General features: G+C 69.3%; 15 protein-coding genes. 1 reads left to right on the top strand and 14 read right to left on the bottom strand.

Annotation, left to right across the window (positions count from 1 at the left end):
• Nucleotides 1–3: 3 nt before the first annotated feature.
• Complete coding sequence (locus IPF36_RS06715) at nucleotides 4–999, bottom strand: tripartite tricarboxylate transporter substrate binding protein (RefSeq protein WP_135705390.1); 996 nt, start codon at nucleotides 997–999, stop codon at nucleotides 4–6.
• Nucleotides 1,000–1,224: 225 nt separating this feature from the next.
• Here IPF36_RS06715 and IPF36_RS06710 point away from each other — a divergent pair, with 225 nt between their 5' ends.
• Nucleotides 1,225–2,124 (top strand): LysR family transcriptional regulator, encoded by a 900-nt coding sequence (locus IPF36_RS06710; RefSeq protein ID WP_133096337.1) that lies wholly within the window; start codon nucleotides 1,225–1,227, stop codon nucleotides 2,122–2,124.
• Nucleotides 2,125–2,133: 9 nt separating this feature from the next.
• Here the strand turns inward: IPF36_RS06710 and IPF36_RS06705 are convergent, their stop codons facing one another.
• The 13 genes from IPF36_RS06705 to gsiB all read right to left on the bottom strand — a co-directional run bounded on the left by IPF36_RS06705 (nucleotide 2,134) and on the right by gsiB (nucleotide 15,670).
• Nucleotides 2,134–3,096, bottom strand: a complete 963-nt coding sequence (locus tag IPF36_RS06705) for a phosphatidate cytidylyltransferase (protein WP_135705391.1) — start codon at nucleotides 3,094–3,096, stop codon at nucleotides 2,134–2,136.
• A 5-nt stretch (nucleotides 3,097–3,101) separates the two neighbouring features.
• Complete coding sequence (locus tag IPF36_RS06700) at nucleotides 3,102–3,728, bottom strand: 1-acyl-sn-glycerol-3-phosphate acyltransferase (protein ID WP_133096339.1); 627 nt, start codon at nucleotides 3,726–3,728, stop codon at nucleotides 3,102–3,104.
• 8 nt (nucleotides 3,729–3,736) lie between these two features.
• The gene (locus tag IPF36_RS06695; protein WP_195427618.1) at nucleotides 3,737–4,168 is read right to left on the bottom strand and encodes a hypothetical protein; all 432 of its coding nucleotides are present in this window, start codon (nucleotides 4,166–4,168) and stop codon (nucleotides 3,737–3,739) included.
• Entirely contained in the window at nucleotides 4,158–5,546 is a 1,389-nt protein-coding gene (locus tag IPF36_RS06690; protein WP_195427617.1) for a phosphatase PAP2/dual specificity phosphatase family protein, read from the bottom strand. The genes IPF36_RS06695 and IPF36_RS06690 overlap by 11 nt, the downstream gene beginning before the upstream one ends.
• On the bottom strand, nucleotides 5,543–7,312 hold the full coding sequence (locus IPF36_RS06685; RefSeq protein ID WP_195427616.1) for a bifunctional alpha/beta hydrolase/class I SAM-dependent methyltransferase: 1,770 nt from the start codon (nucleotides 7,310–7,312) through the stop codon (nucleotides 5,543–5,545). The genes IPF36_RS06690 and IPF36_RS06685 overlap by 4 nt, the downstream gene beginning before the upstream one ends.
• A 4-nt stretch (nucleotides 7,313–7,316) precedes the next feature.
• A complete protein-coding gene (locus IPF36_RS06680) occupies nucleotides 7,317–7,943 on the bottom strand; it encodes a CDP-alcohol phosphatidyltransferase family protein (RefSeq protein WP_133096343.1) in 627 nt (208 codons plus the stop codon).
• Nucleotides 7,944–8,198: 255 nt separating this feature from the next.
• Nucleotides 8,199–9,269 carry a M14 family metallopeptidase gene (locus IPF36_RS06675; protein ID WP_135705395.1) on the bottom strand — a complete coding sequence of 357 codons (1,071 nt, stop codon included), beginning with the start codon at nucleotides 9,267–9,269 and terminating at the stop codon, nucleotides 8,199–8,201.
• A gap of 65 nt (nucleotides 9,270–9,334) precedes the next feature.
• Nucleotides 9,335–10,135, bottom strand: coding sequence for a hypothetical protein (locus IPF36_RS06670; protein ID WP_195427615.1), 801 nt, complete (start codon nucleotides 10,133–10,135; stop codon nucleotides 9,335–9,337).
• 91 nt (nucleotides 10,136–10,226) lie between these two features.
• Complete coding sequence (locus IPF36_RS06665) at nucleotides 10,227–11,057, bottom strand: M55 family metallopeptidase (RefSeq protein WP_135705397.1); 831 nt, start codon at nucleotides 11,055–11,057, stop codon at nucleotides 10,227–10,229.
• Nucleotides 11,057–12,115 carry a P1 family peptidase gene (locus IPF36_RS06660; RefSeq protein WP_135705398.1) on the bottom strand — a complete coding sequence of 353 codons (1,059 nt, stop codon included), beginning with the start codon at nucleotides 12,113–12,115 and terminating at the stop codon, nucleotides 11,057–11,059. The genes IPF36_RS06665 and IPF36_RS06660 overlap by 1 nt, the downstream gene beginning before the upstream one ends.
• Before the next feature lie 4 nt (nucleotides 12,116–12,119).
• Nucleotides 12,120–13,034, bottom strand: a complete 915-nt coding sequence (gene gsiD, locus IPF36_RS06655) for a glutathione ABC transporter permease GsiD (protein WP_063237910.1) — start codon at nucleotides 13,032–13,034, stop codon at nucleotides 12,120–12,122.
• A gap of 7 nt (nucleotides 13,035–13,041) precedes the next feature.
• A complete protein-coding gene (gene gsiC, locus IPF36_RS06650) occupies nucleotides 13,042–13,962 on the bottom strand; it encodes a glutathione ABC transporter permease GsiC (RefSeq protein ID WP_195427614.1) in 921 nt (306 codons plus the stop codon).
• Between the two features lie 151 nt (nucleotides 13,963–14,113).
• Complete coding sequence (gsiB, locus tag IPF36_RS06645) at nucleotides 14,114–15,670, bottom strand: glutathione ABC transporter substrate-binding protein GsiB (RefSeq protein ID WP_133096349.1); 1,557 nt, start codon at nucleotides 15,668–15,670, stop codon at nucleotides 14,114–14,116.
• Nucleotides 15,671–15,695 lie beyond the last annotated feature (25 nt).

The raw sequence follows: 15,695 nt of genomic DNA, 5'->3' as shown, positions 1-15,695 counted from the left end.
CTGTCATTCCAGCGTAATGCCGACATCGCGGATGATGCGGCTCCATTTGTCGCGGTCGCTCTTCAGCACCGTGGCAAAGGCTTCCGGCGTGCCGCCGACCGGCACCAGGTTCAGGTCCTGCATTTTCTTTGCGATCTCCGGCATGCGCACGATGCGCGCCACTTCGCGCGACAGCGCCTCGACCCGCGCCTTCGGCACGCCCGCCGGGAACAGCAGGCCCATCCACGCATCCGGCTCGAAGCCCTTGTAGCCCGCCTCGCGGAAGGTCGGCACCCCGGGCAGCAGCGCCGAACGTTCAGCCCCGGCCATGGCCACCGGGATCAGCTTGCCGCCCTGCAGCAGCGCCATCGCCGTGCCCACCGGCACAAAGCCGATCTTCACATGCCCGGCGGCCAGGTCCGTGACCAGCGGCACACCGCCCTTGTAGGCCACGTGATCCATCTGCAGCCCGGCCTCGCGCTTGAACAGTTCGCCCAGGATATGGCCAGTGGTGCCGGCACCGTACGAGCCGTACGGGTACTTGTTGGGATTGGCCTTGACCAGCGCCACCAGCTCCGGCAGCGTGCGCGCCGGGAAATCCGGCGACACGGCGAGGATGGTCGACGAGATCGCGACCTCGCTGACCGGCGTGAAATCGGTGATCGGGTCATAGCCGATGCGCGGGTACAGCGACGGGTTCTGCACGTGCGCGGTGAAGGTCAGCAGCGCGGTATAGCCGTCCTTCGCGGCGCGCGCGACGTGCTTGGTGCCGGTGGTGGTGCCCGCGCCCGGCTTGTTGTCGACGATGACCGGCTGGCCCCAGGTCCTGGTCAGCTCCTGGCCAATCAGCCGCGCCACGGCATCGTTCACATTGCCGGCCACGGACGGCACGACGATGGTCAGCGGCCGCGACGGATAGGGATCGGCATCGGGTGCATCGGCCGCGTGCGCAGAGACTGCGAACGTGGCCAGCACGATGGCGGGCATGGCGGCGCGCAGCCGCGAGCGAAGAGTCGGCATGGTCGGTGTCTCCTGTCGTGGCTCCCTTCTGTGATACTCGCCAGCCGCTGGCGATGCGAGGGATGCCAGCGCAGTCTAGGGCACCAGCGCGGCACGATCGATTCCTGCGCGGCACAGTTCGAGTCCTGCCAGGCATGGCGCAGTGCGTCAATGCCGCGGCGCGGCCCCCTCGCCGCGCTACAATGGCCGGCACTCTCCGCACGCTGCCAGGCCGGCACCTATCCCATGCGATTCGAGGATCTAGAAGCCTTCCTGGTAGTCAGCGAACACGGCAACCTGCATCGCGCGGCCGACACGCTCGGCATGACCCAGTCCGGCCTGTCCAAGACGCTGGCGCGGCTGGAGGCCGAGGCCGGCATGCCGCTGTTCGAGCGCACTCCGCGCGGGCTGGTGCCGACCAGCGTCGGCAAGACGCTGCTGGCCCATGCGCGCAAGATTTCGCTGGCGGCGACCGACCTGCGCAACGAACTGGCCGAGCAACGCCTGGCGCGCGCCGGCACCGTGCGGCTCGGCGCCATCCCGTACCTGGTGCCGTCGCTGCTGTCGCCGCTGCTGGCGCAGTTCTTCGTCAGCCGCCCGCTGGCGGTGTTCTCGATCGAGACACACCTGAGCGCGCGCCTGATGGCGGTGCTGCAGAACGGTGACGCGGACCTGATCCTGGCCGCGCGCCCGGCCAGCGTGCCTGAGGACATCGACTGGCTGCCACTGGGGCCGCTGACCATGCAGATCGTCTGCCGCGCGGCGCATCCGCGCCGCGACAGCTTCCGTACGCTGGCCGACCTGACCGAAGAGCGCTGGGCCGTGCCGGCCAGTTCGCTGTACCTGCGCCAGTGGCTGGAAGAACGATTCACCTCGGTGGGCCTGCCGCCGCCGCGCGTCGCGGTGGAAAGCACTGCCTCGCCGGTCGCGTTCGGCGAGTTGCTGCGGCACTCGGACCTGCTCGGCATCATGCCGCCGCGCATCCTGAAGCAGGCCGAGGGACAGGGATTGCAGGCGATCGCCGGGCCGGGCATGTCGTGGCAGCATGAACTGGCGGTGCTGTGGCGCGCCGGCGGCTACCTGTCGCCGATCTGCCAGGACTTCCGCGACGCGGTGGTCAAGTGGTGCGAGGAAATGGAGATCTGAAGGCGCGGCTCAGGGCACCCACCAGTAGCGGGTGATATGGAAGAACACCGGCGCGGCGAACACCACCGAGTCGAGCCGGTCGAGCATGCCGCCGTGGCCCTGGATCATGTGGCCCCAGTCCTTGATGCCGCGGTCGCGCTTGATCGCCGACATCACCAGCCCGCCCAGGAACCCCATCAGCGCGATCGCCAGCGCGATCAGCCCGGCCTGCCACGGCGTGAACGGCGTGATCCACCACAGCGCCGCGCCCAGTGCGGTGGCGCTGGCCACGCCGCCGACAAACCCTTCCACCGTCTTTGACGGCGACAGCAGCGGCGCGATCTTGCGCTTGCCGCACAGCTTGCCCCACACGTACTGCAGCACGTCGCTGCCCTGCACCACGATCACCAGGAAGGCGATCAGCAGCAGGTTGCGGCCCTCGAAGCCCGGGATCGGCAGCGTCAGCAGCGCCGGCACGTGCGAGATGCAGAACACGCAGATCATCACCGCCCACTGCACCCCGGCGCAGCGCTCCAGGAAGCGCGTGGTCTCGGACGACAGCGCCGCCAGGATCGGCAGGAACAGGAAGGCATAGACCGGGATCAGGATCGAGAACATGCCATACCAGCCGGTGTAGACCAGCACGTACTGCAGCGGCAGGAACACGAAGAAGGCGGCGGCGATGGCGCGATGGTCGCCGCGGCGCGTGGTGGTGATGGTGACGAACTCGCGCAGCGCGAAGAACGACAGCAGGAAGAACAGCACGATCACCGCGGTGCGGCCCAGCGCGAAGGCCGCCCCCATGACGCCGATCATCCACCACCAGGCATTGACGCGCTGCGCGAGGTTGTCGATCACCGCGTGCTGCCCGCCGCCGGCCACGCGCCAGCGCAGCAGCGCGGTCACGGTGGAGGCGAGCAGCAGCACCGCAAACAGGCCGCCGAACAGCAGCCAGGTTTCATGGCTCCAATGCAACGTTGGCGTGGTCGGCATGGTCATCAGTCCAGTTCGGGGGCTAGCGCGAGCAGGCCGTCGCGGCAGCGGGACAGGAAGCTCTCCTTGTCCTCGCCGTCGGCCACCAGCAGCGGCTGGCCGAAAGTCACGGTGCACAGCAGCGGCACCGGCACCACTTCGCCCTTGGGCATCACGCGGTTGAGGTTGTCGATCCAGACCGGCACGAACTCCACCGCCGGGCACGCGCGCGCCAGGTGGTAGATGCCGCTCTTGAACGGCAGCAGCCGTGCATCGGTGGTATTGCGCGTGCCCTCGGGGAACAGGATCAGCGAATCGCCGCCTTCCAGTGCGCCGCGCATCAGTGCCACCGGATCGCTGCCGGGATCACTGTGCGTGCGGTCGATCAGCAGCGCGCGGAATACGTCGCGGCCGATAAAGCGCCGCAGCGGCGAACAGTCCCAATAGTCGGCGCCGGCCACGGGCCGCGTGCCGGCGCGCAGGTCGGGCGGCAGGCAGCCCCAGATCAGCACGAAGTCGCCATGGCTGCTGTGGTTGGCAAAGTACACGCGTTGCACCGCGGCGGGAAAGCAGCCCTGCCAGTTGGCGCGCATGCCGGTCAGCAGGCGGGCGAAAGCGATGATGGCGCGCGCGGTGGCGCGGGCGATCCACATGGTGTTGTTTACCTCAGCAGCAAGATCAGCAGGGACAGGCACAGCTGGACTGCGGCCAGTGCCACGCTGGCGCGCACCAGCCGCATCGCGCCGCGCGCGCGTTCGGGCAGCGAACGGCCAGTGCGGCCGGGTGTGATCCAGCCCAGTCCGGTCAGCGCGCCGTCGAGTCCGGCCAGGTCCGCCTGGCCCTCGCGGTCGGCCGAAGCGGCCAGCGCATCGAACAGGTGCCGGTCGATCGCCACGCGCAGCAGCAGCCAGAGTTGGGCCGGTGCCACCAGCAACGGCAGTGCAGACAGTGCGGGGCCGGCAGACAGCCAGGCAGAAGCCAGCGCGAAGGCCAGTCCGGCCACGCCGATCCATAGCGCACCGGACAGCGCGCCGGTGACGGCGTGCGCGATCCAGGCCTCGGAGGAACCACTGTGTGCGGCGTCAGTGGCCATCGGCAGCCTCCGGGGTCGGATATTGGTCGAGCCACGCCTGCAGCGCCTCGGCGTGCTCGCGCCCCAGCACCACCGCGGGTCGGTGTGCACGTAATGCGGCCAGTGCCGCCGGGGCGCCGCGCAGTCCCTGCCGGCGCGCCATCCATGCAGCCGCCACCAGCGCGCTGCGCGAATAGCCCAGCGCACAGCTCACCAGTATCCGGCGCGCTTGCGCGTGCCACGCGTCGAGTTGCGCCACGGCCTGCTCCAGTTGCTGCGCGGTCGGCACGGTCAGGTCCAGCACCGGCACGCAGCGATAGGCCAGCCCCGGCTCGGTTGCGGCGCGCGGCAATTCGGCGCTCAGGTCCAGCACGGCGTCAGCGCCCAGTGCGCGCAGTTCGGCATCGGTCGGGAAGCGGCCGACCCAGACGCCGTCTGCGATGCGGCTGGCCTGCGGCGCGCGCCGCGTCCACCAGCGCGAATTCAGGAACGCGCCGAGCAGGTATGGCGCCAGCACCCAGCATGCCGCCTGCGCCATCGTGCCGTCGGCATGCTTCTGGAACCAGGCCGGCGCGGCCAGCGCGTAGATGCGGGCAACGCAGGCCAGCGCCAGCGCCGCCCACAGCAGCAGGAACGCCAGCGTCACGGAGGCTCCCACCGCCAGCACCGCGCACAGCAGTGCCACGACTGCGCCAATCCCATAGCGCCGCGAAAGCTGGCGCGTGCGCGCATCGGGCACTCCCATCGCAACGCCCGGCAGCCGCATCGGGAACAGGTAAACGCACAGCCAGCCGGCCAGCGCCCCGGTCGGCACGTCGATCACGTGGTGCTGCCACGTGGTCAGCACCGACACGCCGATCAGCGCGAACCAGCCATGGAGCAGCCAGCGCCAGCCGCCGCGCAGGTGCGCCGCGTACGCGACCCACAGGATCACCAGCAGGCTGATATGCAGCGACGGCGCCTGGTTGAACGGCAGGTCGAAGCCGCCCAGCAGCGCGAACAGCTGCCCCGGCAGCCCCTCCGCCTGCGGCCGCTCGAAGCTGAAGCGCAGCGGGAACGCGATAAAGCACGCCACCGAGACCAGCTGCGCCAGCACCAGCCGCCTGACGTGCACGACCAGCGCAGCGCGCGTGCGCCACAGGAAAAAGGAGATGCCGTACAGCAGATCGATCGACCAATACGGGATGATGGTCCACGGCAGGAACGGGATGCCGCGCTCCCAGCCGAAATAGACTGACGGCACCTGCGCGCGCTGGCTCGCAAGCCAGTTGGCAAAGCCGTAGCTGGAAAAGAAAAACGCGCCGGCCAGCGCCAGCAGCAGGCAGGCCAGCCGCCACGGACGTTCGCCGCAGGATGCCGCGGCAGCCGCCTCAGCCGCGCCAGCGGGCAGCGTGCTCATGCTGCGCGCCTGCGCGCCAGGCTGACGGTGAAGATGCCCCACGGGTCGATACGCTGGGTCACCTTGTCGAAGCCGGCGGCGCGCACCAGTTCTTCCATCTCGGCCTGCGAGCGGCGCCGCATCACCCACGCTGCGCCGCCGCGGTGGCTGGTCAGCGCGCGGGCGATGAATTCAAGCTGCGGATGCCAGGGCTGGCCGGTGTAGACCAGATAGCCGCCCGGCGGCAACGCGCGCGCCAGGCCTTCCAGCGAGCGGCGCACCATCGCGTTTTCCGGGAACAGCTCGTACAGGCCCGATACCACGGCCAGCGTCGGTGCCGGCGTCAGCGCGGCCAGGCCGTCGCCGTCGAAGGCATCGCCCTGTTCGAAGCGGGCAACTCCCTGCAGTCCCTTGGCCGCGATCAGCGCCCTGCCCTGGTCGACGTTGAGCTGGCTGTAGTCGCGCAGCAGGATCGATTCCACCGCGGCCGCACCGCCGTCCAGCGCGTCCAGCGCCTCCAGCACATAGCGACCGTGCCCGGCGGCGATGTCGACCATGCGCACCGGCATGCCGGCCGCATGCAGCCGCCGCACAGCCTGGGCGATCAGCGCTTCGGCGTGGACCTTGCGCTGGCGGATCCCGCGCCAGCCGATGGCGCCGAGGTATTGCTCGTCGGCCAGCCGGCCCAGTGGGCCGCGTCCCGACGGCGTATTGCGGTAAACGTAGTCGAGCGTCGAGCCCGAGTCGAAACCGGTCTCGTGCCCAAGCCGCACGCCGTCCGACAGCATCCCGCCGAGCTTCAGGCTGGCGCGCGCCGCGCGCCAGTACCACGCCGCCAGCCCGCCCGGCGCCGACGCCAGCCGGTCCGACTCCTCCCGGAACGGGCCGATCTGGTCGGCATCGAGCAGCGAGCGCGGCGCCGACGGCGTGTCGAACTCGCGCACGATAAATCGCCGCGCCGCGTCCACCGCCAGCTTGCGGTCGCGCTCGCCCAGCGTGTCGTGGAAGAACCCGTCCAGCACGATGCGTTCCTTGGTGCGCGCGCCCAGCCGCTCGTAGAAGCGGTCCTGCGGCCCGCGGTGCACCACCCAGTCCGCGCCGGAGATCAGCAGCTGCGTCGGCACCGTGATCGCGGCGGCATCGGCGACGATGCGCTCGGCGGTCTCGTACAGGTCGAGCAGGATATTGACCGCGATCGGCCGTGTGATCAGCGGGTCGGTGTCGTAGCTGGCGATGCGTTCGGGATCGTGCGTCAGGAACTTCGCCTTGACGTAGCTGTTGACAAAGAACCTGCCGCGCAGCCGGTGCATCAGCTTCAGCCCCGGCCGCGCGAACGGCACGTACAGCTTGACCTTGAACGCCGGCGAGGCCAGCACCAGCGCGCGGATCGGCGGCGCGTAATCGTGCACCCAGGTGGCGGCCAGCACTGCACCGACGCTTTGCGCGATGACCGCGGTGCGCTCCAGCGGGATGCCGTGCGCCTCGGCGATATGGTGGGTAAATGTCTGGATGTCGCGCACCGAGTCCGCCAGGCTGGGGCTGTAGCCACGCTCGCCTGGCGAGCGGCCGTGGCCGCGCGCGTCCCAGGCAAAGATGTCGTAGCCCGGCAGGTTCAGCTCGTCGGCCAGGTGGGCGACCCGGCCGGAATGCTCGTGGCCGCGGTGGAACAGCACCACGGCGCCGCGCGCCGGGCCCTCCACCGCCGGCCAGTGGCGGTAGAACAGCGCCTGGCCGTCATGGGTCTGGAAATGCCGCTCCTGCGGCTGGCGGATAGCGGCTCGGTCCATGGGCTCAGCCTGCGGTGCGGGCACGCGCCTCGGCAACGCCGCGGCGCACGCGATTGGTGATGGTGTACAGCGACAGCAAGGACAGCGCGAGCCACAGCCACGAAGCGGCACCGCCGAAACCCAGACCGAGCCCCGCCCACAGCGCGATGGCCCCGACCGCGAAGGCACGGTCGCTCTTGCCGAGCGGGCCGTCGTAGCGCCGGCTGGCGCCGGCAAGCGGGCCGACCAGGCCGGCGGCCTCGACCATCACCGCCAGCAGCGCAAAGGTGCCGACCTGCGCCAGCCCGAAGTCCGGCAGCGCCGCCAGCGGCAGGATCAGCGCCAGGTCCGAGACGATGTCACCGAGTTCGTTGAGGTAGGCACCGAGCGCGCTCTGCTGGCCGTGCTCGCGCGCGAGCATGCCGTCGATGGCATTGAGCGCCATGCGCAGGAACAGCCAGAGGGGAAACAGCAGGAACAGCGCCGGGCTCTCGCTCACCAGCATGCCGATGGCGGCCAGCACGCCGACCGCGAGGGAACCGGCGGCCGCGGCGACCGTGACCTGGTTGGCGGTGGCGCCGCGATCGGCCAGGTCCTGCACCACCGGGCGCAGCCATGCCTGGAACCTGGGCTTGAGTTCGTAGAGCGTCATCGCGCCGGCCTCCCGCCGAGCTGATGCCGGAAGCGGCGCCGCTGGCAGGCCGGGAACCCCTTCCGTCTTGTTCTTGTGGCGTTTCTTGTGGCGTTTCGTCGTGACTGCCCGGCCCGCGCTGACGCGACCCGCCAGCGGTGCCTTTGGCGGCACTCTACAGCCAAGTCCGAGACATTACCAGAAGCGGCTTACGCCCTGTAGTGAAGGATTTCGAATGCGCAGGCTGAGTGCCATCCGGCCGCGCTCTAGCCACGATCAAGCCGCGGCCAGCGTGCTGCGCACGGCGTCGGTCACCTGCGCCACCACGCCGTCGCGCCAGTCGTCGGCATCGCCGTAGAAGGCCTGCCACATCGCCCGGCGCACCAGCGCGCGCTGGTTCTCGTCCGCCTCGGGGTGCTGGTGCAGCCAGTGGTCGCCGCGCAGCGCGTCCAGCACCTCGCCCACCGGCAGCGTGCCGAACTCCAGCGCGATGCCGGCATAGTCGATCCCCGGCAGCGTCTGCGGCACCGCATGCCAGGCCAGCCCGGTCAGGTTGGCCGAGGTCGACGAGCCATCATAGATCGACGTCACCCGGCTGCCCCAGATCGCGCGCGTGCGCGTCAGCGACTCGGGCGTGTCCGGGCCCATGTGGATCGGCTCGCCGTAGCCCCACGGCCCCAGGCCGGTGTGCACGTCGATCCAGCGCAGCGCCCCGCGCCCGGCGCCGAAGCGCGCCAGGATGCGGCACAGCGTGTAGTTGCTCCAGGTCGCCTTGTTGCCGCCGAAGAACATGCCGTCCGGGTCCTGGTACTGGCCGCCGCTCAGCGCGGCCTGGTACCACGCCATGCCGCGCTCGGCGACGGTCTTCATCAGCTGCGCCTGGTCGGCGTCCGACGGCGGCCATTGCGCCGGCAGCAGCAGCGGCGCGATCTCCGCATAGGGCCCGTTGTGCGGCAGCGGCTGCGAGAAATCCATGAAGTTGCGGTTCAGGTCGACGTTGTCTTCGTTGACCCGGCGCAGGTGCGAGAAACCGTAGGGATTGATGGCATGGACCAGCAGCAGGCTGGTGCCGGCCGCGGCGCAATCGGCCAGCAGCGCGGTGTCGTTCAGCATCGCAATCTGCGCGCCGGAGCCGGCGAAGCCCTCGGCGCCATGGGTGCCGGACGTCACCATCAGGCACTGCCGCGCACCGGGCGCGCCCACCTGCGCCACGTCGATCGCCAGGTCCTCGCCGGCGCTGCCGCGGCGGGTCGGATGCGGGAACTGCGCCAGGTCGGCCCCGGCCGCGCGCGCGGCATCGAGGAATTTCTGGCGGGCTTCGGCGTAGCTGCGCGAAAAAGGGCTCATGGCGTCACCGGCGGATGGCGATGCTGGAGATTAGACGCCTTTTCCGCCGGTTCTGCCAGCCGTGGCTAGAACAGCGAGCCGTTCGGGTCGGCCGGCGCCGAGTGTGCCGGGACTGCCGGGCCGGCCGCTTCCGTCCCCGCGCCCCAGATGCCGGGCGAGGTGAAGGCCTGCGGATGCATCTCGATCCCTGCCGCGGCCAGCTGGCCGGCGGTCAGCACCAGGTGGCGCGCCAGCCAGTCGTGCAGGCCGCGCAGGAAGCGGATGTTGTCGACGCTGTTGGACGCGGCGATCAGGCGCTCCAGCTTGACGTGGGCGGTATAGACGTCGAGCAGGTTGGTGGCGCGCAGCCGCGGCGGCGTGCTGGGCGCACGCTCGATTGCCAGGATCCGGCGCACCTGCGCGGTGGCCACGTCGCCGGTGCGCAGGTATTGCTCGTAGACGGGGTCCAGCGCGGGAAAGCGCACGGTGGGCTGCACGCGAGGCACGGCGGCCACTTTTTCCATGCGCAGCACGAGGTAGCGGATGGCGGCCAGGCGCTCGGCCGCCGCGGTTTCCGCCGCGCCGCGCCGTCCGCCCCCTCCGCGCCGGGCGCCGGCGGGGACAGGATCGGGCAAGGCTGTGCGGGGCACCACGTCGCGCTCGGTGTAGTCCGGCACCTGCAGCAGCAACCCGGGATGCGCCACCGCGGCGCGGGCGCAGTCCTCGCCGAACGGGTACTCGTGCCCGGCGGCGTCGCGCAGGATATAGGCCTGCCCGTGCGGGAAACCGTGGTGCCGGCGGCTGTTGCCGCGCGCCTGGCAGCGGGTGTCCACGTCGACGAAGTCCTTGCGTACGGGGATCCAGCCCCCGTCGTGTGCCTGGGTCATGCGAATGCGTAGCGCCGGTTGGCTGGGTTGGCTGCGGACCCGCTATTGTCGCCGATCCGCGCGATCCGCACGATCCGCTGCCGAGCAGGCGCTACTTCAGCATGAACGACATCGCCGACAGGCAGTTGAGCATGCGCACGGCGGCCTGCACGGAATCGGCGTGGAAGCCCAGGGTCACGCCGTCCAGGCGCTCCAGCGTCGGCCACTGGCAAAACAGGTCGGCATGCGCCGGCGTCAGGGTCTGCAGCCGGGCACTCACCCGCGCGTCGGCCGGCGTGTCGAGCCGCAGGCATTGCGCCTGTGCCGCGGCGCGCACGCCGTCGGCCGCGGCCGCCTGGATCGCCTCGCGCGCCGCCGCCGGCGACAGCGTGGTGCCGCTGCCGAAGCCGCCGGCGCGCTTGGTCTCGGCAAAGCGCACCCACGGCATCAGCGGCCGGGTCTCGTGCACGAAGACATCGTCGCCGCTGGCCATCAGCACCGGCACGCCCAGCTCCCCGGCCATCGCGCCGTAGAGTCCCGCCTCGCCCAGTTCCATGCCGTTGAGCCAGACCCGGGCAAAGGCGCTGCTGTTGATGGTGTGCGCCAGCACGCCGCGGCTCTGCGCGCGGCCGTGGTAGCCGATCATCAGCACGCCGTCGGCGCCGTCCTCGATGCCGGCCATCATGCCGAGGTAGCGCGGCTTGCCGAGCACCAGCCGCGCGCGCGGGTCGAGCTGGTCTGGCAACAGGTTGCGGAAGCCGCCATGCGAGTCGTTGACCAGCACTTCGGTGGCGCCGCCGGCAAAGGCGCCGGCGACGGCGGCATTGGCCTCGGCGGTCATCCAGGCGCGGGCGCGTTCGTACTCGCCGTTGCCGGGGCGGGTCTGCTCGGCGTGGAAGACGCCGGCGACGCCTTCGATATCGGTGGAAATCAGGATCTTCATCAGGCCGACTGGCGCAGTTCTGGCATGGCCTCCAGCAAGGCGCGGCGGGCATGGCCGTCGCGGCCCTGCACCGTCGCCGCATGCCAGAGCGCATGGACGATGGCCTGCTCGACACTGTCCGCGGCGGCGCGGAACAGCGGGTCGAGCAGCGTTTCGTGGAGCATGGCGACCGATGGCATCGCACGGTCCGCCTGGTGCGGGACGGTATAGGCGGTCGAGAAGGCCAGCGCGATATCACCCGAGCCATGCCCGAACACCGACCCCGTGCGCGCCAGCCCCGCACCCGCGCGCAGCGACAGCCGGCGCAGCTGGCGCGCGTCCAGCGGCGCGTCGGTGGCCACGACCATGATGATCGAGCCCTTTTCAGGCTGTGCCCCAGCGTCGGGCTGCGCCAGCCGCTGCACCAGCTGCGGCCCGAGCAGCTTGCCCGCCAGCGTCAGCGATTCCGGCGTGCCGAAGTTGGCCAGCACCAGCGCGCCGACGCAATAGCCCGACGCGACGCACGACACCATGCGCGAGGCCGTGCCGATGCCGCCCTTGACGCCGAACGACGACATGCCGCGCCCGGCGCCGATCGCACCCTGCGCCACCTCCTGGCCGGCAGCGGCCAGCGCCGCGTCATAGTGGCTGCCGTCCACCACCATGCGCTGGATATCGTTCAGGTAGCCGTCATTGCATTCGAACACCAGCGGATTGATGGTCGGCCACGCGCGCCCGATCTCCGGGTTGGCGGCGACGGCGGCGCGGATCTGCGCCTGCGCCACGGCGCCGACCGAGAAGGTGTTGGTCAACGCGACCGGCGTCTCCAGCACGCCCAGTTCCTCCACCTGCACCAGCCCCACGCTCTTGCCGAAGCCGTTCAGCACGGTAGCCGCAGCGGGCACCTTGTCGCGATACACATCGCCGCCATGCGGGCGGATCACGGTGACGCCCGTTTGCACTGCATCCTGCGCCAGCGTGCAGTGGCCCACGGTCACGCCCGGCACGTCGGCGATGCTGTCGCGCGGTCCCGCCGGCAGATTGCCGATGCGCGGCACGCCCTGCGTCGATGTCTGCATGGCTTTAGCGGCGGTCGATCTTGGGATCCAGCGCGTCGCGCAGGCCGTCGCCAAGCAGGTTGAACGCGAGCACGGTCAGGAAGATCGCCAGGCTCGGGAAGATCGCCACGTGCGGCGCGGTCACCATGTCCGCGCGGGCCTCGTTCAGCATCGCGCCCCACTCCGGCGTGGGCGGCTGCGCGCCCAGCCCCAGGAACGACAGGCTGGCCGCGGTGATGATCGAGGTGCCGATCCGCATCGAGAAATACACCACGATCGACGACACCGTGCCCGGCAGGATATGGCGCATCAGGATGGTCCAGTCCGACGCGCCGATGCTGCGTGCGGCCTCGACGTAAGTCAGCCGCTTCAGCATCAGCGTATTGCCGCGCACCAGCCGCGCGAACGCCGGGATGCTGAAGATCGCCACGGCAAAGATCACGTTGGTCATGCCGTTGCCGAGGATGGCGACGATGCCGATCGCCAGCAGGATGCCCGGGAAGGCGAACAGCACGTCGGAGATCCGCATCACGATGCGGTCCCACCAGCCCTCGTAGTAGCCGGCCAGCAGGCCCAGCACGGTGCCGATCACCGCGCCGATGATCACCGACAGGAAACCCGCTGCCAGCGAGATGCGCGCCCCGGCCAGGATGCGGCTGAAGATATCGCGCCCGAGCGAATCGACGCCCATCCAGTGCGCAGCCGACGGGCCGGCGTTGAGCGCGTCGTAGTCAAAGAAATTCTCCGGGTCGTATGGCACGATATGCGGCGCCAGGACGGCGACCAGCACCAGCAGCAGCACGAACACGCCGGCGCCGAGCGCCAGGTGCTGCTTGCGGAATTTGCGCCAGAACTCGGTCCAGGGCGTGCGCACGGCCTCCGGCACCGGGGCCGTTGCGGGTGCCGCTTCGCTTGCGGCGGGCGTGGAAAGCTCAGTCATGCCGGCCTCACTTGTAGCGGATGGTGGGATTGATCACGGTGTAGAGCATGTCCACCACCAGGTTGATCAGGATGAATTCGAGCGAGAACAGCAGCACCTCGGCCTGGATCACCGGGTAGTCGCGCATCTCGACGGCATCGACCAGCAGGCGGCCGAGGCCGGGCCAGTTGAACACTTTCTCGACCACGATCGAGCCGCCCAGCAGGAAGCCGAACTGCAGGCCCATCATCGTCACCACCGGGATCATCGCGTTGCGCAGGCCATGCTTGGCCACCACCGCCGTCTCGCGCACGCCCTTGGCGCGGGCGGTGCGGATAAAGTCTTCCTGCAGCACCTCGACGAACGAGGCGCGGGTAAAGCGCGCCATCACCGCCGCCACCGCGGCGCCGAGCGTGATCGACGGCAGCACGTAGTGTTTCCAGGTGTCGGCGCCGATCGACGGCAGCCAGCCCAACTGCACGGAGAACACCTCCATCAGCAGCATGCCGAGCGCAAAGGCCGGGAAGGAGATGCCCGAGACCGCCAGCGTCATGCCCAGCCGGTCCGGCCAGCGGTTACGCCATACCGCCGAGCCGATGCCGATCACCATGCCGAACATCACCGCCCACGCCATCGACGCCACCGTCAGCAGCAGCGTGGGCATGAAGCGGTCGCCGATCTCTTCGCTCACCGGGCGCTTGGTGCGCAGCGAATTGCCGAACTCGCCGCGGATCGCATTGGAGAAAAAGTTGACGAACTGCTCGGGCAGCGGCCGGTCCAGGCCCAGGTCCTTGCGCACCAGCTCGACCGTAGCCGAGTCGGCCTCGGGGCCCGCCGCCAGCCGCGCGGGATCGCCCGGCAGCAGGTGGACGAACAGGAACACCAGCACTGCCACGATCAGCAGCGTGGGGATCACGCCCAGCACTCGTTTGAGGAAGTAGTTCAGCATTGCACACCATGAAGAAAGGCCGCAGGCCACCTGCCTGCGACCCCGCGACGCGGGCAGGCGGCCACCATCGGCTTACTGCTTTACTGCTAGGTTGGGTGGGTTGTGGCAGAGCGCGGCTTCGCGGTGCTGCAAGCGCCTGCCCTCACACCCCTCACTGCTTGATATCAATCTCATCAAAATTAAACGACCCGTCCGGCATCACATACGCCCCGGTCAGCCGCTTGCTGCGCGCGAACAGCACCTTCTCCGTCACCAGGAAGGCCCACGGCGCATCCTTCCAGATGCGTTCCTGGGCGTCCTTGTACAGGCGGGCCTTCTCGCTGCGGTCGGTGGTGCGCAGCGCGCCGGCGATATCCGCATCGACCTGGTCGTTCTTGTAGTAGGCGGTGTTCAGCAGCTTGGGCGGCATCGACTCGGAAGCCAGCAGCGGACGCAGCGCCCAGTCCGATTCACCGGTCGACGACGACCAGCCCACGTAGTAGATGCGCACGCCGGCGTCTTCCGGCTTCTGCACGCTCTCGACCTTTTCGACGCGCTGGCCCGCTTCCAGCGCCTGCACCTGCGCCTTGATGCCGACCTGCTGCAGCTGCTGCTGCACGAACTGGATCACCTTCTGCGCGGTGGTGTGGTTGTACGCCGACCACAGCGTGGTCTCGAAGCCGTTCGGGTAGCCGGCTTCCTTCAGCAGCGCGCGCGCCTTGGCCGGGTCATACGGCCACGGGCCCAGCTTCTCGGCAAAGTCCACGCCCGGGGGCACCACGCCTTCGGCCGGCACGGCATAGCCGGCGAACGCCACCTTGGCGAGTGCGTCCTTGTTGATGGCGTAGTTGATGGCCTGGCGCACCTTCGGGTCGTTGAACGGCTTGACCGTGGTATTCAGGCTCAGGTAGCGCTGGATGATCGACGGCGACGAGATCAGATCGACCTTGGCGCTGCTCTTCAGCACCGCGGCCTGCTCGAACGGGATGCTGAAGGCAAAGTCCGCCTCGCCGGTCTGCATGATGGCGGCGCGGGTGTTGTTGTCGACCACCGGCTTCCAGGTGATGGAATCGATCTTCGGGTAGCCGGTCTTCCAGTAGCCGGCGAACTTCTTGCCCTTCAGGTGATCGGGTTGCTTCCATTCGACGAACTCGAACGGGCCGGTGCCGACCGGATGGAAGGCAATTTCCTTGCCGTACTTCTGCAGCGCGGCCGGCGAGATCATCACCGCCGACGGATGCCCCAGCACGTTGATGAACGGCGAGAACGGCTCCTTCAGCGTGACCTTGACGGTATTGGCATCGACCACGTCGGTCTTGGCGACACGGTTGAACAGCGTATAGCGCTTGAGCTTGTTGGCCGGGTTGGTGACGCGGTCCAGGTTGGCCTTGACGGCGGCGGCATCGAAGGTAGTGCCGTCGTGGAACTTGATGCCCTTCTTCAGCTTGATGGTGTAGACCAGGCCATCCTTGCTGACGTCATAGCTGTCGGCCAGCACGTTGACCAGCTTCATGTCCTTGTCCATGCCGAACAGGCCCTGGTAGAAGGACTTGCTGGCTGCCTGCGACAGCGTGTCGTTGGCGTCGTACGGGTCCAGCGTGGTGAAGGTGGAATACACCGCCATCACCGCATCCTTGGCCGCGAAGGCCGGCGCGGCGGCCAGCATGCCGAGCGTGCCGGCGGCAAAGGCGCCGGCCATCCATCGGGGCGAAACCATACGTGCAGACATCGTCGATTCTCCTTGGTAGCTTCGT

This window comes from Cupriavidus sp. IK-TO18 (assembly GCF_015549295.1).
Lineage (GTDB): Bacteria > Pseudomonadota > Gammaproteobacteria > Burkholderiales > Burkholderiaceae > Cupriavidus > Cupriavidus oxalaticus_A.
Note: the sequence above shows the minus strand (reverse complement) of the source record. Positions and strands in the feature narration are given on the sequence as shown.